Origin of the sequence: Saccharopolyspora halophila (assembly GCF_039531955.1) — a bacterium.
Taxonomy (GTDB): domain Bacteria; phylum Actinomycetota; class Actinomycetes; order Mycobacteriales; family Pseudonocardiaceae; genus Saccharopolyspora; species Saccharopolyspora halophila.
In genome coordinates, this window is sequence record NZ_BAAARA010000021.1 from 209,643 (window position 1) to 232,973 (window position 23,331).

The following is a 23,331-nucleotide window of genomic DNA, read 5'->3' on the forward strand; positions in this document are numbered from 1 at the left end:
ATGGGCTTGCTGAAGGAACCCGACTACGGCACTCCCGCACGGCCCGGCGAAGCCACCGTCCACCTCGAGATCGACGGCGCGCCGATCACCGTGCCGGAGGGCACGTCGGTGATGCGCGCCGCGGCCGAATCCGGCACCGACATCCCCAAGCTCTGCGCCACCGACAGCCTGGAGGCCTTCGGATCCTGCAGGCTCTGCCTGGTCGAGATCGACGGCAAGCGGGGCACGCCGGCCTCCTGCACCACGCCCGTGGCCGAAGGCATGAAGGTGCGCACGCAGACGCCGCGGCTGGAGAAGCTCCGCCAGGGCGTCATGGAGCTCTACATCTCGGATCACCCGCTGGACTGCCTGACCTGCTCGGCCAACGGGGACTGCGAGCTGCAGGACATGTCCGGCGTGGTCGGGCTGCGCCAGGTCCGCTACGGCTACGAGGGGGAGAACCACCTCGACGCGCCGACGGATTCCAGCAACCCGTACTTCGACTTCGACGCCTCCAAGTGCATCGTGTGCTCGCGCTGCGTGCGCGCCTGCGACGAGGTGCAGGGCACGTTCGCGCTGACGATCTCCGGGCGCGGCTTCGACTCCAAGGTCGTCGCGGGCAACGACGAGGCCTTCATGGACTCCGACTGCGTGTCCTGCGGGGCCTGCGTGCAGGCCTGCCCGACCGCCACCTTGCAGGAGAAGTCGGTGGTCGACCTGGGCATGCCGAACCGCTCGGTGCTGACGACCTGCGCCTACTGCGGGGTGGGTTGCTCGTTCAAGGCCGAGCTGCGGGGTGACGAGCTGGTGCGCATGGTGCCCTACAAGGACGGCGGCGCCAACGAGGGCCACTCCTGCGTGAAGGGGCGTTTCGCCTTCGGCTACGCCACTCACCCGGACCGGCGGACCAAGCCGATGGTCCGGGAGAAGATCACCGACGAGTGGCGCGAAACCGACTGGGACACCGCGATCTCGTACGTCGCCGAGAAGTTCTCGGACATCCAGGCCCGCAAGGGCGGCGGTGCGATCGGCGGCATCACCTCCTCGCGCTGCACCAACGAAGAGGTCTTCGCGGTGCAGAAGATGGTGCGCGCCGCCTTCGGCAACAACAACGTCGACACCTGCGCGCGGGTGTGCCACTCGCCGACCGGGTACGGGCTCAAGCAGACCTTCGGCACCTCCGCGGGCACGCAGGACTTCCGCTCCGTCGCCGAGTCCGACGTGATCGTGGTGATCGGGGCCAACCCGACCGACGGGCACCCGGTGTTCGCCTCCCGGATGAAGCGGCGGTTGCGGGAGGGCGCGAAGCTGATCGTGATCGACCCGCGTCGCATCGATCTGGTGCGCAGCCCGCACATCGAGGCCAGTCACCACCTGCAGCTCGCGCCCGGGACGAACGTGGCGATGGTCAACGCCATGGCGCACACGGTGGTCACCGAAGGGCTGGTCGACCGGTCCTTCGTCGACGAGCGGTGCGAGGAGTTCGACGAGTGGGCCGATTTCATCGCCCGCGAGGAGAACAGCCCGGAATCCGTCGAGGACATCACCGGGGTTCCGGCCGAGGACGTCCGGGCCGCCGCCCGGCTCTACGCCACCGGCGGCAACGGCGCGATCTACTACGGGCTGGGCGTCACCGAGCACAGCCAGGGCTCGACGATGGTGATGGGCATGGCCAACCTCGCGATGGCCACCGGGAACATCGGCCGCGAGGGCGTCGGGGTCAACCCGCTGCGCGGTCAGAACAACGTGCAGGGCTCCTGCGACATGGGCTCGTTCCCGCACGAGCTGTCCGGGTACCGGCACGTCGCCGATGACGCGGTCCGCGAGGTGTTCGAGAAGCTCTGGGACACAACGATCCTCGACGAGCCGGGGCTGCGGATCCCGAACATGTTCGACGCCGCGGTCGCGGGCAGCTTCCACGGCCTGTTCGTGCAGGGCGAGGACATCGCCCAGTCCGACCCGAACGTCCAGCACGTGCACGCCGCGCTGGAGGCCATGGAACTCGTGGTGGTGCAGGACCTGTTCCTCAACGAGACGGCCAAGTTCGCGCACGTGTTCCTGCCCGGTACCTCGTTCTTGGAGAAGGACGGCACCTTCACCAACGCCGAGCGGCGGATCAACCGGGTCCGCCCGGTGATGGCGGCCAAGCCCGGCAAGGACGAGTGGCAGGTGGCCTGCGAGATCGCGCAGGCGATGGGCTACGACATGCACTACGACAGCTCGAGCCAGATCATGGACGAGATCGCCTCGGTGACACCGACCTTCGCCGGCGTGTCGTTCGAAAAGCTGGACAAGCTGGGCAGCGTGCAGTGGCCGTGCAACGACAACGCGCCCGAGGGCACCCCGGTGATGCACATGGACGAGTTCGTCCGCGGCAAGGGCAAGTTCGTGCCCACCCCGTTCGTGGCCACCCGCGAGCGCAGCACGCGTCGCTACCCGCTGGTGCTGACCACGGGCCGGATCCTGTCGCAGTACAACGTCGGCGCCCAGACCCGGCGCACCGCGAACGTGGCCTGGCACCCGGAGGACGTGCTGGAGATCCACCCGCACGACGCCGAGGAGCGCGGCATCTCCACCGGCGATCTGGTGGCGATGTCCAGCCGGGTCGGCACCACGAGGCTCAAGGCCGAAATCTCCGACCGGATGCCGGTGGGCGTGGTCTACACGACGTTCCACCACCCGACCACCGGTGCCAACGTGGTCACCACGGAGAGCTCGGACTGGGCCACCAACTGCCCGGAGTACAAGGTCACGGCGGTGCAGGTCGGGCACGCGGTGGTGCCCGAGCAGACCGGCACCGAGGAGCGGCAGGCGGTGCTGAGCGAATGACGAGCGATACCGAGATCTCCCCGCAGGCCCGGATGGCCAACGACATCGCGGTGCAGTTCACGCACAAGTCGGCTCGGGAGGCCGCCGGTGCGATCGCCAACCACATCAAGATGTTCTGGGATCCGCGGATGAAGTCCGAACTGGACCAGATCCTCGACGACAACCCGCAGGACCTGCACCCGCTGGCCCGCGAAGCGGCCCAGAAGCTCCGCGACAGCCGCTGAGGACGGCCCGCGCGGCTCCGGTCGAGCGCCGTCCACCGGTTGCGGTGGGCGGCGCTCGCGCGCGGAGCTCAGTGGCCGGTCGGTTCCGCGGCGTCCGTGCTGGCCTTTTTTAGGTGGGGCGGTCCCGGGTGTTCTTCGGCGTCCACCCAAGATCGGCTCCTATATATTGACGTGTTAGTTCGTGAGGTGTGGGTAGGACGCAGGTGAAGCGGGCGTTTAGGTACCGCTTCTATCCGACCGATGCGCAGCGTAGTGAGCTGCTGCGCACCTTCGGTTGTGTCCGCAGGGTCTACAATCTCGCTCTGGATGCGAGGACTCGCGCGTGGTTTGCCGAGCAGCGTCGGGTGAACCCGGTGGGAATCCCCCGCCTTTAGGCAGGGGAGCAAGTCAAGCAGCAGGCTTTCACCCCGGGCACGGCACGGCACGGCACCCGGCAGCCCCTCACCGGCTACGTCGATCAGATGGGCCCGACGCTGCGCGACGGGGTCGCGGCGTGGGGAGATCAGGACAGGCCGCGGCTGTACTGGCTGCTCAAGCAGCTGACCCTGGACGTGGCGACGCGCGTGTTCATGGACCGGCGCAGCGGCCCCGAGGCCGACCGGGTCAACCGCGCGTTCGTGGACTCGGTGCGCGCGCCCACGGCCGTGGTGCGTTTCCCGATCCCCGGTGGTCGCTGGGCCGCGGGGCTGGCGGGACGGAAGCTGCTGGAGCGCTACTTCGCCGACAACATCGACTCCGCGCGTGCCGCCGAGGGCGACGACCTGTTCTCGGCGTTGTGCCACGCGCAGCGAGGACGGCGAGCGCTTCGGCGACCAGGACGTCATCAACCACATGATCTTCCTGGTGATGGCCGCGCACGACACCTCGACCATCACCAGTACGGCGGTGGCCCACTACCTCGCCAAGCACCCCGAGTGACAGGAGCGCGCCAGGGCGGAATCCCTCGCGCTCGGCGAGGACCTCCCGGATGTCGAGGCGCTGGAGAGCCTGCGATCCCTCGACCTGATCATCAAGGAGGCGTTGCGGTTGGTCGCTCCGGTGCCGTCGATGGTCCGCACGGCCGTCCGCGACACCGCTGTGCTCGGTCATCACATTCCGGCGGGCACGATGGTCAGCGTCTCGCCGCACCTCAACCACTTCTCCGCCGAGCACTGGACGGACCCGTTCGCCTTCGACCCGGAGCGCTTCGCCGAGCCCCGCCGCGAGTACAAATCGCACCGGCTGGCCTGGATTCCCTTCGGCGGTGGTGCGCACAAGTGCATCGGACTGCACTTCGGCACCCTCGAGGTGAAGCTCCTGCTGCACGAGATGCTCCGCAACTACACGTGGACGGTCGCACCCGGCTACGAGGTCAAGTGGGACTACGTCTCCCTGCCGGTCCCGGTGGACGGCCTCCCGGTCCACCTCCGGCGGAGGTGAGGAGAGCGAAGCCCCGTCGGGGTGGGTTTGGCCGGTGGTGCGATCGGGGAATTCCCGTACCGGCGTTGCCGAGCGCCGCGAGTTCGTGACACCTGGGACGGGAGGCCGTGATGCCGCAGAGCGCCTGGAACGAGAAGCAGGAACGGCAGTACGAGCACATCGAGGAGCAGGTCGAGGAGCGCGGTTCCAGCAAGAGCAGGGCCAAGGAGATCGCGGCCCGCACGGTGAACAAGAACCGCGCCCAGCAGGGCAGCGCGAAGCAGCGCAGCAAGGTCTCCACGGAGGACATCCCGCCGCAGCGGCGCGGTGGTCTGCGGTCGGGCAATCGGAGCGGGCCGGGTGGGCGCACCAAGCAGCAGCTCTACGAGGACGCCCGGCGCCAGAACATCAAGGGCCGCTCGAAGATGACCAAGAAGGAACTGGAGAAGGCCCTGGCGCGCAGCTGATCACGTGTAGGCCGTGGGCGCGGGCAGTTCGCCCAGCAGGGCGTAGCGGCCCACTTCGGTGCGCTTGTAGGCGATCGGGTCGTGCAGGCTGTGGGTGCGCAGGTTGCGCCAGTGGATGTCCAGGCCGACCGAGTTGGCGGTGGCGCGGGCTCCGGTGAGCTCGTAGATGCGGTTGGCCACCTCGAGACCCACTTCGATGGCGCGCTGCTTGGCCGCGGCGATGAGCACGGCGGCGCGGCCGCGCTGCTCGGCGGTGACCGCGTTCCGCTCGGAATGCAGCAGCTGGGCGAGGTTCACGCCGGCCGCGTCGGCGAGGGTCTCCGCCGCCCACAGCTTGGACTGCAGATCACCGTAGCCCTCGAGGACGTAGAACTCCTCGGCCCCGGACCGCTTGCCCTCCCCGCCGTAGGGCCAGGCGCGGGTGTGCCCGCGCGTGTAGGCCAGCCCGGCGCGCATCGCGCTCTGGGCGATGCCCAGGTAGAAGTTGGTGAACACCAGCTGGAAGGTCGGCGCGTTGAGCGTGCCGTAGGCCGTCTGCTCGAACTGCTTGTCGACGTAGCCCGCCGCCGCCGACCAGGGGACCCGCACGTCGTTGATCTCGACGCTGCCGGATTCGGTGAGCCGCTGGCCGAGGTTGTCCCAGTCGTCGCCGAAGACGATCCCCTCGTGCGCGGACGGGACGACGGCGAACACGTGCCGGCCGGTGTCGGCGAACGCTCCTTCCAGCAGCGTCAGGTCCGAGACCTTGCTGCCGGTGGAGAAGAATTTCTTGCCGCGGAAGACGAGCGCATCGCCGTCATCGGTGACCAGCAGGTCCGCGTCCCTCGGGTTGACCACGCCGCCGAAGAAGAAGTTGTTGGTGGTGTAGTGCTCCTCGGTTTCGGCGATCTGCTCCGGGGTGCCGACCAGCCGCATCGCCCAGGCCCAGGCGTAGTGGTGCCCGAGCAGCTGTCCGATGGAGCCGTCCCCGGAGGCGACCTCGCGCACCACGCGGTAGGCGGTGATCCAGTTCTGCCCGGCGCCGCCGTGCTCGACCGGTCCCATCAGCGTGACCAGTCCCGCCTCCTTGAGCAGCGCCACCTCCTGGTGCGGGGGCAGGCCCGCGCGGTCGCGGGCGACGGCGTCCTCGCCGAGGATCCCGGCGACCTCCCGCGCGCGCTTGATCCACTCGTCGGCGGTCTCCGGTGGTCGCTGGTCGCTCCAGCGGGAGGCGGGATTCTCGGTGCGGCTCAAGCTGACTCCCTTCATCGGGTGAGACCGGGAACCTGAAGATCATCGTTGAACCGCCCCGCCTGTCAAGCGGTTTCGCGGTATCGCCGAAAAGCCCGGAGCGGTCGTGCGATTCACCGCTGGTCCGCCGCTCGCCGACGCTCGTGCGCGCCTCGCACCTCCCGAGCGGCCGGGCCGTCGGTGCGCCGAGGGGCGGTCCGCGGTGAATGCCGAGTGGACGGTGCGCGACGTTCTGATGACACTACGTGGCGAATGCAGCATTCTCTTGATTAATTCCAGAAAGTGCGGCAGACTTCGGGCATGCCTGGGACAGCGGACTACGAGCGCATGCTGCGCGAGGTCGAGCTGCGCGTGACGCGGCCTCGGCTCGCGGTGCTGTCCGCGGTGCACGAACACGCGCACGCCGACACGGATTCGATCATCGGGCTGGTCCGCGAGGACCTGCCCAAGGTGTCGCACCAGGCCGTCTACGACGTCCTGCGCGCGCTCACCACGGCTGGCCTGGTGCGCCGGATCCAGCCGATGGGGACCGTGGCCCGCTACGAGGCGCGGGTCGGGGACAACCACCACCACGTCGTGTGCCGGTCGTGCGGCGTGATCCACGATGTCGATTGCTCCGTCGGCACAGCGCCATGCCTGACGGCGTCCGACTCCAACGGTTTCGTCATCGACGAGGCCGAGGTCATCTACTGGGGGGTCTGCCCGACGTGCGCCCCCGGTGCAACACCCGAACAAGAAGATGATCCGGAAGGGATTTCCCGTGACTGACAGCCCTGACGCTCAAGAGACGAACCAAACTGGGGGTTGCCCGGTCGCGCACGGAGGCCTCACCCACCCCACGCAGGGCGACGCCAACCGCGACTGGTGGCCGAACCGCCTGAACGTGAAGATCCTGGCCAAGCACCACCCGGCCGGGAACCCGCTGAGCGAGGACTTCGACTACGCCGCGGCGTTCAACTCGCTGGACCTGCCCGCGGTCAAGCGGGACATCGAAGAGGTGCTGACCACCTCGCAGGACTGGTGGCCCGCGGACTTCGGCCACTACGGACCGCTGATCATCCGGATGGCCTGGCACTCCGCCGGCACCTACCGGATCAGCGACGGCCGCGGCGGTGGTGGCCACGGCCAGCAGCGCTTCGCGCCGCTGAACTCCTGGCCGGACAACGTCAGCCTGGACAAGGCGCGCCGTCTGCTGTGGCCCGTCAAGCAGAAGTACGGCCAGAGCCTGTCCTGGGGCGACCTGATGATCCTGGCGGGCAACGTCGCGCTGGAGTCGATGGGCTTCGAGACCTTCGGCTTCGGCGGTGGCCGCGTCGACCAGTGGGAGCCCGAGGACGACGTCTACTGGGGCTCGGAGACCACCTGGCTGGGCAGCGACAAGCGCATCTCGACCGAGTCGGGCGAGCGCGAGCTGGAGCCCTCGCTGGGCGCGACCCACATGGGTCTGATCTACGTCAACCCGGAGGGGCCGGAGGGCCACCCGGACCCGCTGGCCGCCGCGCGGGACATCCGCGAGACCTTCGGCCGGATGGCGATGAACGACGAGGAGACCGTCGCGCTGATCGCCGGTGGTCACACCTTCGGCAAGACCCACGGCGCGGCCCCGGACTCCAACCTCGAGGCCGACCCGGAAGGCGCCGACCTCGAGCTGCAGGGCCTGGGCTGGAAGAACAACTACGGAACCGGTAAGGGCGCCGACACCATCACCAGCGGTCTGGAGGTCACCTGGACCACCACGCCGACCCGGTGGAGCACCAACTTCCTCTGGAACCTCTTCAGCTTCGAGTGGGAGGTCTTCGAGGGCCCGGGTGGCGCCTGGCAGTGGCGTCCGAAGGGCGGTGCCGGCGAAGGCACGGTCCCGGACGCGCACGACCCGTCCAAGAAGATCGCGCCGAACATGCTGACCACGGACGTGTCGCTGAAGGTCGACCCGATCTACGAGCCGATCGCGCGCCGGTTCATGGAGAACCCGGAGCAGTTCGCCGACGCGTTCGCCCGCGCCTGGTTCAAGCTGACCCACCGCGACATGGGCCCGAAGTCGCTGTACCTCGGCCCGGAGGTCCCGGAAGAGGACCTGATCTGGCAGGACCCGCTGCCGGCCGGCGACTACGACCAGCTGTCCGATGAGGACGTCAAGGCGCTCAAGGCCAAGATCCTCGACTCGGGTCTGACCGTCTCGCAGCTGGTTTCCACCGCCTGGGCCGCGGCCTCGACCTTCCGCGGCAGCGACAAGCGGGGCGGCGCCAACGGTGCTCGCATCCGCCTGCAGCCGCAGAAGGACTGGGAGGTCAACAACCCCGCGCAGCTGGCCACCGTGCTGTCCACCCTGGAGGGCGTGCAGCAGGCCTTCGGCAAGAAGGTCTCGCTGGCCGACCTGATCGTGCTGGGTGGCTCCGCCGCGGTCGAGAAGGCCGCCGCCGACGCCGGTACCGACGTCGAGGTGCCCTTCACCCCGGGTCGCGTGGACGCCGGTGAGGAGCACACCGACGCGGACTCGTTCAACGCGCTGGAGCCGATCGCCGACGGCTTCCGCAACTACGCCAGCAAGGCCGCCACGCTGCCTGCCGAGTACAACCTCATCGACCGGGCGAACCTGCTGACCCTGTCGGCTCCGGAGATGACGGTGCTGGTCGGCGGTCTGCGCGTGCTGGGCGCCAACTACGACGCTTCCAAGCACGGCGTGTTCACCGACAAGCCGGGCGTGCTGACCAACGACTTCTTCGTGAACCTGCTCGACATGGCCTACACGTGGAAGTCGACCTCGGAGGACAAGTCGACCTTCGAGGCCACCGACGCCTCCGGCGAGGTCGTCTGGACCGGTACCCGCGCCGACCTGGTCTTCGGTTCGAACTCCGAGCTGCGCGCGATCGCCGAGGTCTACGCCTCGAACGACGCCAAGCAGAAGTTCGTCCAGGACTTCGTCAAGGCCTGGGTCAAGGTCATGAACCTCGACCGCTACGACCTGGTCTGATCCAGATCTAGCGACATCGAACCGGGGCCTCGTCCGCACTGGACGGGGCCCCGGTTTGCGTCTGAGGAGATATCTCAGCTCGGGGTTTGCGTCGCGGTGCGGGTAGGGGAACCTGACGCGCCGTGTGGCTGCGGGATCCGCTCCTTGAGTAGTGGCTACGCGGCGTCGCGGCTGTCCTCGCCACACGACACGTCAGAACCCCCGGCGGTGCGGGCTGAGTCCCACACTTGAAACAGCTACTGTCGCCGCAAACCCCGAACTGAAGTAGCTCCTAGGTGTGCGTGGTGGGTCCCAGGTTGGGCGCGACGGCGACGGCCGTCTGCTGCAGGTGGTCGGTCAGCTCCGGCAGGCGGGCCTCGGTGATCCGGACCGTCGGGCCCTGGACCGCGATCGCCGCGATGGCGGTGCGCTGGTGCAGCACCGGGACGGCGATCGCGCGCACGCCGGGATTCCGCTCCTCGTCGTTGAGCGCCCAGCCGCGCTCCCTGACGTGCTCGAGCTCGGCCTTGAGCTGCTCGCGTTCGGTGATCGACCGATCGGTGACTCGCGCGAGCTGGCCGAGCCCGTCGATCTGGGCATCGATGTCGTCGGCGTATGCGAGCAGGCACTTGCCCATGGCCGACAGGTGCAGCGGGATGGCGGTACCAGCGGGCTGGTCGAAGCGCAGCGGCTGCGGGGACGGGACGCGCAGCACGACGTGGACGTCGTTGCCCGCGCGGATGCCCAGGTTGATGGACTCGCCGGTGGTGTTCGCCAGCTCGCGCAGCGCGGGCAGCGCCCGTTCGTAGCCGAGCCGGTCGGCGGCCTTCTCGCCCAGCACGACCAGCGCCGGACCGAGCTGGTAGCGCTCGGTGAGCGCGTCCTGGGTCAGGATCCCGTTGTCGGCCAGCGTTCGCGCCAGCCGGTGTGCCGTGCTGACGGTGAGTTCGGTGCGCTGGGCGAGTTGGGTAATGCCGAGCGGGTCCTCGCTCTCCTCGAGCGCGCGCAGCACGGACAGCGCGCGTTCGACGGCCTGCGCCCCGGGTCGGGTCGGAGTAGATGCCTCGTCGGTCACGCTCAGCATCCTGGCACACCCGGTGCGGGGCGAGTCGTCAGCGCACCGCACACCCCGGTCGAGGGGTGCGAGGCCCCGCGGCGCGGGCACCCGTTCGCGCCTGCGGTGCGGCGCCGCGGACCGGCCGTTGCGAACGACCGGTCCCGGCGGTCACCCCTTGCGCGGGGTGACCCAGATGGTGATGGTCGCGCGCACGACGACCTTGTCCTGCTTGTCGTAGACGTTGACCGGCACGTCGAGCTCCCGGCCCTCTTCGGCGAACTCCGGGATCCGATCCAGCTCGGCGACCGCGCGCAGGCTGGTTCCGGCCTTGGCGGGGTATTCGACCTGCATCTTCTTCGGCAGCCAGCGGTGCGAGGTGGGCACGGTCGCCTCGGCGAGCATGCCCATCGCGACCTCGGCGAGGTTGCAGGCGGCGATGGCGTGGTAGGTGCCGATGTGGTTGTGCACACCCCACCACTTCGGCGAGGTGACCACGCACCTGCCGGGCGCCATCTCCCGCACGGTCGGCAGCACGGTCCGGAAGTAGGGGGCCTTGAGGGACACGCCCAGCGAGAACAGGCCGCGGCCGCCGAAGACCTTGGACAGCTTGTTCCAGAGCGCGAAGGTCGGAGTCTGGGAGCTCATACCGGTGAGCCTATATTACCCGCTGGTAACTTCGCTCCGCGGTGTCTCCCGGGTTGCCGTATTGCCCGGTCAGGACAGGAACTTGCGGGCGAGCTCGGTCGCGGCCCGCAGCGCGCTGCCCGCGCCGCCCGCCGACGGCGGCGCGGGCGGGGCGAGCGGCTCGTCTCCGGCCCGGGGGACTCGCCCGGCGAACTGCATGGACTTGTAGGGCCAGTTGTGCTCGGTGTTCCACTGGCTGACCACCAGGTGCAGATCGTCCAGAGTGGACCCCGGGACGATGTAGCCGCCGTAGAGCTGCGCGGCGTGGCCGCTTTCGTGGTCCTCGCAGCCCCAGGCGCAGCCGTGCAGGACCGTGCCGCGCACCGACTCGTAGAGGTTCGCGGTCGGCCCGTCCAGGTTCAGCACGTCGATCCGGTAGTTGCCCGCGTCGAACAGCGCCAGCAGCCAACGGCCCTCGACCCGGCGCATGCACAGCTCGCCGTAGGCGCCGGTGAGCGCGATCGTCGGCGGGTTGTGCCAGGCCCACTGCCCGTCGCGGAAGCCCCAGCCCTGCCAGGCCGCCGGTTCGGTGATCCGGTCCGCGGGGACCCGCTGGAGGATCAGCCCCTTGTCCCGCTGGAAGCCGGTGGAGAAGGCGTAGACGTAGCCGTCGTCGCCGAGCTCCCAGGTCAGCATCTGGAAGAGCCCGCCGTGGGCATCGCCGGGCCACGTGGCTCCGGTGTGCTGCCAGGTCTCCCCGTTGTCGCCGGACCGGTGGATCTCGGTCCAGTGCACGTTGCCCAGCCCCTCGCACACCATGACGTGCAGGAACATCTCGTTGCCGATGGTGATCACATCGGTCGGCAGCACGGTGCTGACCTTGCGCCCGTGGATCACCGAGTCGTGCGCGTACGGCAGCGCCTGGTCGGCGTAGTCCTTGCGCGGTCCCACCGACCCGGTCCAGCGGATTCCGCGCGCGGTCTCGGTGGGATCGCCGAAGACCACGACCGGCGACCGCCATCCGGAGCCGCCGACGCCCGCCCGCTCGAACGTGTCGCCGAACACCGCCACCAGCCGGCCGTCCGGGGCCAGCGCGCACACCCCGAGGTCGGTGCCGCCGATCCCCAGGTGGTCCGTGATGCCGGGCCCGGTGAGGTCCTTGACCTTGCGCAAACCGCTCGTCTCGCCTTCTGTCGCTTGCAACGCCAGGGTGCGCCACCCACACCGACCGTACGTGCTCGTGCTCGCGGAAGCTTTCGGCTGCGGCGGGGAAAGCGTCGGGGGTGGTCGCGTCGGCCGTGATTCGTACCGTGGCCGCATGGAGATCGACGAGTTGACCGAGCGGGTCGAAGGTGTTTCGGCGCGGTACGCGGCTTCGCTCGGGTTCGAGCGGACCGACGAGTGGTACGTGCTCAAGCTGCAGGAGGAAGTCGGCGAACTGGCGCAGGCGTTCCTGATGCGGCAGGGGCGGGCGCGCGCGAAGGGCCGCGACGACGCGCAGCTGGACGCCGAGTTCCGCGCCGAGATCGCCGACGTGCTGTGCCAGACGTTGTTGCTCGCCCGGCATCACGGGGTCGATCTGCCTTCCGCGGTGGCGGAGAAGTGGCTCGTCTGGGAATCCGAGCGGTGTTGACCGCTCGTGTCGAATCTGCGTAGCCGTTGCGCTGAACGGATGACGAAATTCCGTTTCGCGCTCGCGGTGCGTCTTTCCGGATGGTGTTGATCCGATTCTCAGGCGTTGTCGACCCTCTTTCGGATGAATTGTTTCCAGTTGTTCGGTCGGATCGTTCGTGCGCTGGAACTTCCCTCTTCCCAAGAGGTTTCGGGCGGGGTCGGCCGCGCGGATTTTTGCGGTGAATGTCCTGCTCGAACGGGCGGGAACGGCTATTTGTGCGATGGGTCTCCCGAATGCAGTCTATTAAGTAAGCCTTACCTTTGTTAGCGTCTCGGCTGTCGCCCTGCTTGATCAGGTCGTCGAGCTGAGGAGAAACGTGGCTATCGACACCCTGGCCGAATCCGTTGCCGAATCCGTCGCCGGATCGGTCCTCGAGTGCGTGGGAGATACCCCCGCAGTCGCGCTGAACCGGCTGTTCCCCGAAACCGACGTGGAGGTGATCGCGAAGCTGGAGCTGATGAACCCCGGCGGGAGCATGAAGGACCGCTCGGCGCAGCACATCGTCGAATGTGGACTGCGGCAGGGCACCATCCGGCCGGGTAGTCACCTGGTCGAGAGCAGTTCCGGCAACTTCGGGATCGCGGTCGCCATCGCGGCGCGCGTTCACGGACTGCGGTTCACCTGCGTGCTGGACCCGAAAGCGGCCTCCGCCAACGTCGCCATCCTGCGCCGCATCGGGGCCGAGGTCGACATCGTCGACGAGCCGGACGAGACCGGCGGTTACCTGCACACCCGCGTCCGCCGCGTGCAGGAGATCGTCGCGAACTCGCCGAACGCGGTGTGGCTCAACCAGTACGCCAACGACTGCAACTGGCAGGCGCACTACTACGGGACCGGGGCCGAGCTGTGCCGTCAGCTGGTCACCGCGCCGTCCTACCTGTTCGGTGCGGTCAGCACCACCGGCAGCCTGCTGGGATGTTCGCGGCGGATGCGGGAGAGCTTCCCGGACCTGCGCGCGGTGGCCGTCGACGCGGTCGGTTCGGTGATCTTCGGTGGTGCGCCCGGGAAGCGGGACGTGCCAGGGCTCGGTGCCAGTCGCGTCCCGGAGCTGCTGAGTCCCGATGAGATCGATGAGGTCGTGCACGTGAACGATCTGGAGTCCGCCGAGGCCTGCCGGGATCTCCTGGCCACCGAGGGAATCTTCGCGGGCGGCTCGACCGGTGCGGTGATCGCCGCGATCCGGCGCGCGCTGCCGGAACTTCCGCGTCCCTGCCGGGTGGTGGCGGTGTTCCCGGATCGCGGCGACCGCTACCTGGACCTGATCTACGACGACGAGTGGCTCGCGGCCGCTCGAGAGCGCTGCGCGGGTTAGCAGCTGCTCCGGAAACGGCCCGCGCGTGCGCACCGGTGGCAGCGCGAGCGCGCTCGGGGCCGCATTCCGGTCGTGGCCGTGCCCGCTGAAGACCCGATGAGAGCCCGAGGGCATTCCCCGCACCCGCCCGTCCCGCCTCCATCGCGGAGCGCGATCCGGTGCTGAAACACCCCACCGAACCCCAACATCGAGGAGTACCGCATGTCCGCCGAGCCTTCCCCCAAGATGCTCTACCTCAGCCGCAGCGACATCACCGCGGTCGGTGGCGCCGAGGCCGAGCTGTACGTGTCCGCGTTGCGCGCGGGCCTGATCGAGCACGCCGCGGGCAACAGCGTGCAGCCGCTCAAGCCGTACCTGCGCACGGCGGGCAAGCAGGGGCACATCGCCGACCGGATCATCGCGATGCCCGCGCATGTCGGCGACCCGGGACTGTCCGGGATCAAGTGGATCGGCAGCAAGCACGACAACCCGGCAACCCGCGGCGTGGAGCGGGCCAGCGCGGTCATCGTGCTCAACGACCCGGAGAGCAACTACCCCGTCGCGGTCCTGGAGGGCAGCCAGATCAGCGCCTGGCGCACCGCGGGGGTGACCTGCCTGGCCGCCGAGCACCTTGCGCGGGACGGGTTCACCGACGTGTCGCTGGTCGGGTGCGGGCTCATCGGCGGTACCCAGATCACCGCGCTGCTGCAGCGATTCGGCGACATCCGGGCGGTGCACCTCTACGACGCGAATCCGGAGACCGCGCGGGCGCTCGCCGATCGGATCGGTGCCGAGCACCCGTCGGTGCGGGCGCGGGTGGCCGAGTCCGCCGAGGACGCGGTGCGCGCCGGTGACCTCGTGGTGCCGTGCACCGTGACCAGCGAGCCCTACCTCGAGTTCGACTGGCTCAAGCCGGGTTCGCTGCTGTGCAACGTGTCCATCATGGACACGCACAAGGAGGCGTTCCTCAAGGCCGACAAGGTGGTCGTCGACGACTGGGAGCAGAGCAACCGGGAGAAGAAGATCATCAACCAGCTGGTGCTGGAGGGCTCGTTCTCCCGTGAGCAGCTGCACGCCGAGCTGGGCGAGATCCTGGCGGGCACCCGGCCCGGGCGCACCGACGACGACGAGATCATCCTGCTCAACCCGATGGGGATGGCCGTGGAGGACATCGCCTGCGCGGGCGCGGTCTACGAGCGGGCACGCGCGCAGGGCGTCGGAACGTGGCTGGAGCTGTACTGATGCGGGCGGCAGCGACGGAAACGGTGCTGCGCGACCTCGTCGACACCCTGGTGCAGGAGGACCTGGCGGGATTCGGCACCAGGGCCGAGGCCCGCGGGCCGTGGTGCCGGGTGAAGCTTCCCATCGGCGAGGTGTCCTTCCGCCTGCGGGACGGGGGAGCGCTGCAGGAGCACCGCTACGCCGGCGGGGACGTGTGGTTCCACGCCGAGGGCGCCGAGCCGGTGGCGGTGCGACCCGCGGAGCTGCTCGAGCTGATCTGCGGCGACTTCGCCGGGTCCTGCGAGGTCGCCAATGATCTGCGGGCGGCGGTGTCGCACACCGAAGTGCTCGCGGTGCAGCGGGCGGAGCTGGACCTCGCTCCGCGACCCGGCGTGCTGCTCGCGGGGGAGCGGTTGGCGGCGACCCGCAACCGACCGTTCCACCCGACCGCGCGGGCGGCCTCGGGCTGGAGCCCGGCCGAACTGATCGAGCACGGTCCGATGCGCGCCGAACCGCTGGGCCTGGACTGGGTCGCGCTGCGCGCCGACCGGGTGCGCAGCGGAGGCGACCCCGACCGCCTGCCCGAGCTGGTGCTCGCGCCGGGCGAGCTGCGGGAGCTGACCGAGGCGCGGCAGGCTGCCGGGGTGGCTGCCGACCACGTGGTGATCCCGGTGCATCCCTGGCAGTTCGAGCACGCGCTGCCGAGCTGGTTCGGCGACGAGCTCGCCGACGGATCGGTGGTTCCGGTGGCCCGCGGTCTGGGCCGGTTCCACCCCACGGCTTCGATCCGCACTCTGGTCACCGATCCGGAGTCCGAGCACCACGTCAAGCTGCCGCTGGGGATGGCGACCCTCGGTGCCACCCGGCTGCTCCCGCCGCGCTACCTGGCCAACTCGGCGCGGGCCGAGGACAGCGTGCGCGAGCTCGTCGAGCGCGATCCGGTGCTGCGCGAGCGCGTCGAGCTGTGCGACGAGCGGACCTGGTGCGGGTGGCACGATCCCGACGACGAGTTCGGCGACCGACCCGGCCACCTCGCCGCCCAGCTGCGGACCTACCCGCGCGCGGACGGTCTGGTGCTGCCGATGGCCGCGCTCGCCGCGCACGAGTGGGACGTGCTGGCGCCCGCCATCGGGCAGGTCTTCGACCCGCTGCTGTTCTTCGCCGAGCTCGCCAGGGAGTTCTGCACGACCGCGGTCGGCTTCCTCCGCCACGGCGTGCTTCCCGAGCTGCACGGGCAGAACGTGGTGGTCCAGCTCGAAGAGGGACGGGTGCGGAGGTTCGTGCTCCGCGATCACGACACGGTGCGGCTGCATCCCGACTGGATGCGCCGGGCGGGCGCGCGCGATCCCGAGTACCTGATCAAACCCGGTGCGCCGCAATCGCTCTGCCTGGATTCCGCCGAGGAACTCGTCGGTTACCTGCAGACGCTCGGTTTCCAGGTCAACCTCTACGGCATCGCGGACGCGCTGTGCGCGCACTTCGGCCTCGACGAGCGCGACCTGTGGGCGCAGTTGCGCGACGCGGTGCGGGACTGCCTGGCCGCGCAGCCCGCCGAACTCCGCGAGGTGCTGCGGGACCGGTTTTTCGACGCCGAGACCTGGCCGAGCCGACAGGTGCTGGGCCCGCTCCTGCGGCGCGGCAGGTCCAGCGGGGTCAGCATGCCGGCGTCCACGGGAACGGTGCCGAACCCGCTGCGGGCGGAGGAACAGACGTGACGCGGTCGTCCGGCCGCACGTTCGCGGTGCTGTGCCTGGGGCAGTTCGCGGCCACCGCGGGACTGACCCTCGTGGTGCCGCTGCTGCCGTTCTACCTGCGCGGCCTGGGCACGCCGCAGGCGGAGATACCGTGGTGGACCGCGATGTCGCTGGCGGCCCCCGCGGTGGTGCAGCTGGGCAGCGCGCCGTTGTGGGGCTGGGTGGGAGACCGGTTCGGCCGCAAGGCGATGGTCGTGCGCGCCCACGTCGGCCTGGGCGTGGCCATCGCGTTGATGGCGCTGGCGGATACCGCGGCGCTGTTCCTGGCCTGCCGGGTGCTGCAGGGCGCGTGCGGTGGGGTGGTCAGCGCCACGGCCGCCTACGCCAGCACCGCCGCACCGACCGATCGGCGCGGCCGGGCGCTCGGCTCGCTCTTCGGCGCGACGGCGGCGGGTTCGCTGCTCGGGCCGCTCCTCGGCGGTCTGCTCGGCGACCGGATCGGCTTCGGCGCGCTGTTCGCGATGGTCGCGGGGATGTTGCTGGTGTCCAGCGTGCTGGCCGCCGCGTTGCTGGTCGAACCGCCGAGGCGGACGGAGCGACGCGGCTCTCCCCGCGCGGTCGCGGCCCTGCTGCTGCGCGGACCGCAGAGCCGCCTGATGCTCGCCGCCGGATTGGCCGCGCAGACCTCCATCTTCGCGCTGCTGGTGGTCTTCGCTCCGCACGTGGAGCGCGTCACCGGATCGCCTGCGGCGGCAGCAGGCTGGGTGGGAGTGCTGCAGGCGGTGACCTGGCTGGCCTCCTGCGGCGGTAGCCCCTGGTGGGGCCGCCGCAACGACCGCAGGCCGGCGCAGCTCGGGTTCGCGGTGGCCGCGGCCGGATGCGGGGTGGCGGTCGGACTGCAGTCGGTCGCCGGTGTCGAACTTCTGGTGCCGCTGCGCGTGGTGCAGGGCTTCTGCTTCGCTGCACTGGTGCAGTCGGTGCTGCACGTGACCGCGCGCCAGGTGCCGGACCGGGAATCCGGCACCGCGTTCGGATTCGGCACGGGTGTCCTCGACCTGGGGCAGGTGTTCGGGCCGCTGGTGGGTGCCGCGCTGGCGGTGCTGTTGCCGCCTGCGGCGGTGTTCGCCGCGATCGGGGCCTTGCTGCTGGTGGCGGCGTCGCTGGCGGTGCTGGCCCGGCCGCAGGCCGTCGACCGGCCGGAAGTGAATCGGGAGAAGGTGTTGCGGTGAAGGAAGTCCAGGCACGCGCTGCGGCGCGGCAGCGATTGCTCAACGCGCTGGTGCGCGAGACCGACGCGGAGGTCGCGGCGGGCGAACTGCGGATGACGTTGCGCGGTGCGCACGGGACGCTGGTGGCCGAGGTGTGCCGGGAATCCGAGGTGGGCCACCACGTCTACGGCGATGGGTTGTTCCGGGAGAGCGGCGGAAGCCGCGCACGCCTCGAGCACGACGAGTTCGTGGCGCTGGTCGCGGAGGAGCTGCAGCGGCGCGGGGCACCGACCCCACCGGGTTCGGCCGAGCGGTTCCGCCGCCAGGTCGCCAACAGCGAGGCCCGCAGCGCCCGCTACCTCGCGCGCCGAGCCGGCCCGCCACCGGCCGCACCGACCGAGATCACCCGGCACGCCGAGCAGTCCCTGCTGCTCGGCCACCCGTTCCACCCGACGCCCAAGAGCGCCGAGGGCATCGCCGATGACGATCTCGAGCGCTACGCGCCGGAGTTGGAGGCCCGCTTCCGCCTGCATTACTGGGCGGTGGCGCCGGAGGTCCTGCTGGAAGAACGGATCGGTTGCGGACGATGGATCCCCGAACGGGTCGAGCGGGAGGCGCGCACCCTTCTCGGTGCCGCGCGGGAGCACTTCGAGCTGTTGCCGGTGCACCCGTGGCAGGCCGACTACCTGCGCTCCAGGGCCGCCGAGCTGATCGCGGAGGGCGAGCTCGTGCCGCTCGGGCCGCTCGGCGACGAGGTGTACGCGACGTCCTCGGTGCGCACGGTGTGCGATCCGGCGTTCGGCACGGCCTGGAAGCTGCCGCTGCACGTGCGCATCACCAACTTCGTCCGCAACAACCCGCTCGAACACCTTCGCCGCGCCGTGGACGCCGGCCGGTTGGTCGCCGCCGCCGATTGGGACCACGACGGGTTCCGGGTGCTGCCCGAGACCGGTTACCGCGCCATCGCCCCCGGGGCCTCCGGTGAACTGGCCGCCGATTTCGCGGTCCTGTTCCGGCACAACCCGTTTCCCGGTTCGACGACGGCCCCGCGGGTGCTGGCCGCGCTGCTGGAGGACCGGCTCGACGGGACCCCGCCGCCGCTGATCGAGGAGATCGCCCGCGCGGGACCGCTCGTGCCGGAGCACGTCGTCGAGTGGCTGCGCTGCTACCTGCGCATCTCGCTCGGGCCGCTGCTGTCGGTGTTCACCGAACAGGGCATCAGCTTCGAGGCGCACGTGCAGAACAGCCTGCTGCACACCGAGGACGGCTGGCCCCGCACCTTCTACGTGCGCGACATGGAGGGCACCAGCGCCTCCGGCGAGCGCATCCCCGCCGGCGTGCTGCCCACCGACAGCCCGGTGCGCTACGACGACGTCGAGGCCTGGCTGCGGCTGCGCTACCACTTCGTCACCAATCACCTGGGACACCTGGTGGCCGTGCTCGGCCGGTTCACCCCGGCGGGAGAACGGCTGCTGTGGTCGGCAGTGCACGACTTCCTCGCGCACTGCCCCGGCCGCTACGCCGAACGGCTGCGGCGCGATCCCGCGCTGCCCGCCAAGGCGAACCTGATCAGCCGGTTCGCCGAGCACGGCGAGAGTCCGCTCTACGTCGACATCCCCAACCCGATTCGCGAGGTGAACCGATGACCGCCGAACTGGTGCAGGCCGCGCTCACCGGACCGGCGCACCGCCGGGTGCGGCGCCGCGTGTTCCGCCAGCTGGTGGAGTCCCTGGTCTACGAGGGCGCGCTGAAGACCCGGCAGGAAGGAGCGCAGCACCACGTCGACGGCGTGGACGGCGCGGGCGAACCGGTGCGCTACTCGTTCACCGCGGTGCGGCGCTTCGGCTTCGGCCGCGTCGGGCTGACCTCGCCGGTGTGGCGAAACGAGGCCGAGGCCGATTCGGTGCCCCGCTTCCTTTCCGAGGTGCGCGATTCGCTCGACGCCGACCCCGAGCTGCTGCCCGGTTTCGCCCGCGAGCTCGAGGAGACCCTGTTCAAGGACACCCTGGCCGAACACCTGCGCGCGTTGCCGGAGCCGACGCTGGAATACGACGAGCTCGAGGCCGCCATCACCGAAGGGCACCGGTACCACCCGACCTACAAGTCCCGGATCGGATTCGACACCGAGGACAACATCGCCTACGGCCCGGAGTTCGGCAACGGTGTTCGTCCGCTGTGGCTGGCCGCGCACCGCGCGATCGCCGAGGTGACCGCGTCGAAGCACGCCGACCCGGTGGGAATGACGGCACCGCTGGGCGCCGAAGCGACGCGCTTCGAGCGCGAGATCGAGCGAGCCGGGCGCGACCCGGAGGACTACGTCCTGGTGCCCGTCCACCCGTGGCAGTGGCGGGAACGCCTGGCCCGCGCGTTCTCCGCCCAGCTGTCCACCGGCGAGCTGATCCCGCTCGGCGAGGATCCGCACGAGTTCCGCGCGCAGCAGTCGATTCGCACGTTGAGCTGCCGGGATGAACCGGACCGGCCGTACCTGAAGCTGTCGATGTCCATCGTGAACACCTCCACCGGACGCGGCCTCGCCGCGCACACGGTGCGCAACGCGGCCCCGCTGACCGACTGGCTGCGCGAGGTGGTGCGCGGCGACGACTACCTGCGCGACGAGCTGCAGCCGGTGCTGCTCGGCGAGGAGTTCGGCGTGGCGGTCACCCCGGAGTCGGAGCTGCTGCGCGAGGACACCTACGGCGCGCTGGCCTGCATCTGGCGCGAGAGCCTGCACCCGCGGCTGCGCGCCGGGGAAGCGGCCATGCCCTTCACCGGACTGACCGCGGCCAACGACGGCGAGCTGCTGATCGCGCCGTGGCTGCGCGCCCATGGTGCCGAGCGATGGGTCCGGGACCTCGTGCGCGTCGCCGCGCTGCCGCTGGTGCACCTGCTGTGCAAGCACGGCATCGCCCTGGAATCGCACGCGCAGAACGTGGTGCTGCTGCACCGCGACGGATTGCCCAGCCGCGTGGCGCTCAAGGACTTCCACGACGGTGTCCGGTTCTCCCGCGAACACCTCGCCGATCCGCAGCGCTGCCCGCGCCTGGCGGAGACCCCGGCGCACCACACCAACCGGAACTCCTTCGTCGAGACGGGCGATCCCGGCCTCGTCGCCGACTTCCTGCTGGACGCCTTCTTCTTCATCAACCTCGGCGAGCTGGCGATCGCGCTGGACGACGTGCTGCCCGAACGACGCTTCTGGCAGCTGGTCGCCGAGGAGATCCGCGGTTACCAGCAGCGCTTCGGCGAGCTGTCCGATCGCTTCGACCTGTTCGACGTGTTCACCCCGACGATCGAGGTGGAGAAGCTCACCACCCGGCGCCTGCGGCCGGAGACCGAACTGCGCCTGCACACCGTGCCGAACCCGCTGGCGGAGGTCGCCGGATGCTGAGACCCAACACCGTCAAGGCCCGGCTGGCGGCGGGGGAGGAGGTGCACGGGCTGTTCTGCTCGATCCCGTCACCCCCGCTGGTGGAGATGATCGGCTGCGCGGGCTACGACTTCGCGGTCCTCGACAGCGAGCACGCGCTCGTCGACCCGCAGCAGCTGGAGAACCTCATCCGCGCCGCCGAGGCCGTCGACCTGGTCCCGTTCGTGCGGGTCCCCGAGGCCGATCCGGGCGCGATCCTGCGCGCCCTCGACGCCGGAGCGATGGGCGTGGTCGTGCCGCACGTGCGCCGGCGCGCCGATGTGGACGCGGCGATCCGCGCCGCCCGCTACGCCCCGGAGGGCATGCGCAGCCTCAACGGCGGACGCGTGCCCGGTTTCGGACGCCTGGAGCTCACCGAGTACGTGCGCCGGGCCAACGAGGAGACCATGCTGATCGCGATGATCGAAGACGCCGAGGGCGTCGAGGACCTGCCCGCGATCCTCGGCGGCGGGGGCATCGACATGATCTTGGAAGGCGCGGCCGATCTGTCCCAGTCCTACGGAATTCCCTGGCAGACCCGCGATCCGCGGGTGCGGGAGGCGCTGCGGCGGGTGCACGCCGAATGCGCGGCGCACGACGTGCCGTTCTGCGCGATCCCGCGAACCCCCGAAGACCACGCCGGATGGCGTGCGGCCGGGGTGCGCTCCTTCGTCCTCGGCGAGGAGCGCGGGCTGGCCGCACGCGCGCTGCGCGACCACCTCGAACGGCACCGGGAGGCGCCCGATGGATGACCGGCTGGAGAAGATCGTGCGCGAGCGCACCGGTGGCGAGCCGGTTTGCCTGTTCGCCTACGACCTGGATCGGCTCGCCGAGCACGTGCGCGCGGTGGTGGATTCGCTTCCGCCGCGCTGCCGGATGTTCTACGCGATGAAGGCCAACAGCGCCGACCCGCTGCTGCGCGCGCTCGCACCGCTGGTCGACGGGTTCGAGGTCGCCTCCGGCGGGGAGCTGGACAAGGCTCGCGCGGTGGACGCCGAGATTCCGGTGCTCTTCGGCGGTCCGGCGAAGACCCCGGCCGAGATCGACCGGGCGCTGCGGTGCGGCGTCACCCGCCTGCACGCCGAGAGCGCGCTGGAACTGCACCGCATCTCCGAGGCGGCCACGCGACTGGGCACCACGGCGGAGGTGCTGCTGCGGGTCAATCTCGCCGGCCCGTTCCCGAGCGCGACGCTGGCGATGGCCGGACGACCCACCCAGTTCGGCATATCCGAGCAAGACCTGCCCGCGGCTGTGGCGCGGGCACGCGCTCTCCCGGGGCTGCGGCTGACCGGATTCCACCTGCACTCGCTGTCGAACAACCTCTCCGCCGAGGCGCATCTGGAGCTGCTGGCGCACTACGGGCGCACGGTGGCCCGCTGGGAGGCCGAGTTCGGGATGCGTTGCGAGGTGGTCAACGTCGGTGGCGGCATCGGCGTCAACTACGCCGACCTCGACGCGCAGTTCGACTGGCCGCGCGTGGTCCGCGAGCTGCCCGCGGTGCTCGACGAGTTCCCGGAGCAGGTGCGCGAGATCGACTTCGAGTGCGGTCGCTACCTGGTGGCCGGCTGCGGTGCGTACGCCGTCGAGGTGCTCGACGTCAAGCACAACCACGGCGTCGACTACGCGCTGGTGCGCGGCGGGACCCACCAGTTCCGGCTGCCGTCGTCCTGGCAGCACAGCCACCCGTTCGACGTCCTGGAGGTCGACGAGTGGAACTCCTCGGCACCTCGCCCGGAGCTGCGCGACGCGTTGCTGACGGTGGTGGGCGAGCTGTGCACGCCCAAGGACGTCCTGGCCAGCGAGGTGCGGGTGCCCCGGGTGCGAGCGGGCGATGTGCTGGTGTTCGGCCACGCGGGCGCCTACGGCTGGGAGATCTCGCACCACGACTTCCTCAGCCATCCCCACCCGGAGCACGTCTTCCACACCGACGCGGGGTGAGGGGGCACTTCAGTTCGCCGTGCGGGTGGCGGGTTCTGCCGCGTCGTGCGGCTGCGGGATCCGCTCCTCGAGTAGCGGCCTGCGCGTCGTCGCGGCTGTGCTCGCCGCACGCCGCGGCAGAACCCGCGGCGGTGCGGGTT

The 23,331-nt window shown here is 70.2% G+C and carries 19 protein-coding genes and 1 pseudogene; 16 read left to right on the forward strand and 4 right to left on the reverse strand.

Annotation, left to right across the window (positions count from 1 at the left end):
* The 5 genes and pseudogenes from fdhF to ABD289_RS21915 all read left to right on the forward strand — a co-directional run bounded on the left by fdhF (window position 1) and on the right by ABD289_RS21915 (window position 4,897).
* On the forward strand, window positions 1–2,808 hold the full coding sequence (fdhF, locus tag ABD289_RS21895; protein ID WP_344136156.1) for a formate dehydrogenase subunit alpha: 2,808 nt from the start codon (window positions 1–3) through the stop codon (window positions 2,806–2,808).
* Window positions 2,805–3,032, forward strand: a complete 228-nt coding sequence (locus ABD289_RS21900; RefSeq protein WP_344136159.1) for a formate dehydrogenase subunit delta — start codon at window positions 2,805–2,807, stop codon at window positions 3,030–3,032. Before fdhF ends, ABD289_RS21900 begins: the two co-directional genes overlap by 4 nt.
* Window positions 3,033–3,235: 203 nt before the next feature.
* Window positions 3,236–3,406 carry a helix-turn-helix domain-containing protein gene (locus tag ABD289_RS21905; RefSeq protein WP_344136162.1) on the forward strand — a complete coding sequence of 57 codons (171 nt, stop codon included), beginning with the start codon at window positions 3,236–3,238 and terminating at the stop codon, window positions 3,404–3,406.
* A 9-nt stretch (window positions 3,407–3,415) separates the two neighbouring features.
* Window positions 3,416–4,451 (forward strand): annotated as a pseudogene (locus ABD289_RS21910) (cytochrome P450); the annotation flags it as partial.
* A 110-nt stretch (window positions 4,452–4,561) separates the two neighbouring features.
* Window positions 4,562–4,897, forward strand: coding sequence for a plasmid stabilization protein (locus tag ABD289_RS21915; protein WP_344136165.1), 336 nt, complete (start codon window positions 4,562–4,564; stop codon window positions 4,895–4,897).
* Here ABD289_RS21915 and ABD289_RS21920 read toward each other — a convergent pair whose 3' ends face one another.
* Entirely contained in the window at window positions 4,898–6,130 is a 1,233-nt protein-coding gene (locus tag ABD289_RS21920; protein WP_344136168.1) for an acyl-CoA dehydrogenase family protein, read from the reverse strand. It abuts the gene before it with no gap.
* A gap of 297 nt (window positions 6,131–6,427) precedes the next feature.
* Between ABD289_RS21920 and ABD289_RS21925 the strand changes: the two genes are divergently transcribed.
* Both ABD289_RS21925 and katG read left to right on the forward strand, forming a co-directional pair.
* Entirely contained in the window at window positions 6,428–6,895 is a 468-nt protein-coding gene (locus ABD289_RS21925) for a Fur family transcriptional regulator (protein WP_344136171.1), read from the forward strand.
* On the forward strand, window positions 6,888–9,098 hold the full coding sequence (katG, locus tag ABD289_RS21930) for a catalase/peroxidase HPI (RefSeq protein ID WP_344136174.1): 2,211 nt from the start codon (window positions 6,888–6,890) through the stop codon (window positions 9,096–9,098). Before ABD289_RS21925 ends, katG begins: the two co-directional genes overlap by 8 nt.
* A gap of 271 nt (window positions 9,099–9,369) precedes the next feature.
* On the opposite strand, the gene ABD289_RS21935 is transcribed toward katG, so the two are convergent.
* The 3 genes from ABD289_RS21935 to ABD289_RS21945 all read right to left on the reverse strand — a co-directional run bounded on the left by ABD289_RS21935 (window position 9,370) and on the right by ABD289_RS21945 (window position 11,961).
* Window positions 9,370–10,161, reverse strand: coding sequence for an IclR family transcriptional regulator (locus ABD289_RS21935; RefSeq protein ID WP_344136177.1), 792 nt, complete (start codon window positions 10,159–10,161; stop codon window positions 9,370–9,372).
* A gap of 141 nt (window positions 10,162–10,302) precedes the next feature.
* Window positions 10,303–10,779 carry a hotdog fold domain-containing protein gene (locus tag ABD289_RS21940; RefSeq protein ID WP_344136180.1) on the reverse strand — a complete coding sequence of 159 codons (477 nt, stop codon included), beginning with the start codon at window positions 10,777–10,779 and terminating at the stop codon, window positions 10,303–10,305.
* A gap of 69 nt (window positions 10,780–10,848) precedes the next feature.
* On the reverse strand, window positions 10,849–11,961 hold the full coding sequence (locus tag ABD289_RS21945) for a glycoside hydrolase family 183 protein (protein WP_344136183.1): 1,113 nt from the start codon (window positions 11,959–11,961) through the stop codon (window positions 10,849–10,851).
* A 115-nt stretch (window positions 11,962–12,076) separates the two neighbouring features.
* Here ABD289_RS21945 and ABD289_RS21950 point away from each other — a divergent pair, with 115 nt between their 5' ends.
* From ABD289_RS21950 to ABD289_RS21990, 9 genes are all read left to right on the forward strand, one after another.
* Window positions 12,077–12,391, forward strand: coding sequence for a MazG nucleotide pyrophosphohydrolase domain-containing protein (locus ABD289_RS21950; RefSeq protein ID WP_344136186.1), 315 nt, complete (start codon window positions 12,077–12,079; stop codon window positions 12,389–12,391).
* 358 nt (window positions 12,392–12,749) lie between these two features.
* Entirely contained in the window at window positions 12,750–13,745 is a 996-nt protein-coding gene (gene sbnA, locus ABD289_RS21955) for a 2,3-diaminopropionate biosynthesis protein SbnA (protein ID WP_344136189.1), read from the forward strand.
* Window positions 13,746–13,946: 201 nt separating this feature from the next.
* Window positions 13,947–14,966 (forward strand): 2,3-diaminopropionate biosynthesis protein SbnB, encoded by a 1,020-nt coding sequence (sbnB, locus tag ABD289_RS21960; RefSeq protein ID WP_344136192.1) that lies wholly within the window; start codon window positions 13,947–13,949, stop codon window positions 14,964–14,966.
* A complete protein-coding gene (locus ABD289_RS21965) occupies window positions 14,966–16,660 on the forward strand; it encodes an IucA/IucC family protein (protein WP_344136194.1) in 1,695 nt (564 codons plus the stop codon). The genes sbnB and ABD289_RS21965 overlap by 1 nt, the downstream gene beginning before the upstream one ends.
* A complete protein-coding gene (locus ABD289_RS21970; protein ID WP_344136196.1) occupies window positions 16,657–17,868 on the forward strand; it encodes an MFS transporter in 1,212 nt (403 codons plus the stop codon). The genes ABD289_RS21965 and ABD289_RS21970 overlap by 4 nt, the downstream gene beginning before the upstream one ends.
* Entirely contained in the window at window positions 17,865–19,493 is a 1,629-nt protein-coding gene (locus ABD289_RS21975; RefSeq protein ID WP_344136198.1) for an IucA/IucC family protein, read from the forward strand. The genes ABD289_RS21970 and ABD289_RS21975 overlap by 4 nt, the downstream gene beginning before the upstream one ends.
* A complete protein-coding gene (locus tag ABD289_RS21980) occupies window positions 19,490–21,235 on the forward strand; it encodes an IucA/IucC family protein (RefSeq protein ID WP_344136200.1) in 1,746 nt (581 codons plus the stop codon). The genes ABD289_RS21975 and ABD289_RS21980 overlap by 4 nt, the downstream gene beginning before the upstream one ends.
* Entirely contained in the window at window positions 21,229–22,005 is a 777-nt protein-coding gene (locus ABD289_RS21985) for an HpcH/HpaI aldolase family protein (protein ID WP_344136202.1), read from the forward strand. Before ABD289_RS21980 ends, ABD289_RS21985 begins: the two co-directional genes overlap by 7 nt.
* Window positions 21,998–23,191, forward strand: coding sequence for a type III PLP-dependent enzyme (locus ABD289_RS21990; RefSeq protein WP_344136204.1), 1,194 nt, complete (start codon window positions 21,998–22,000; stop codon window positions 23,189–23,191). Before ABD289_RS21985 ends, ABD289_RS21990 begins: the two co-directional genes overlap by 8 nt.
* Window positions 23,192–23,331: the final 140 nt, after the last annotated feature.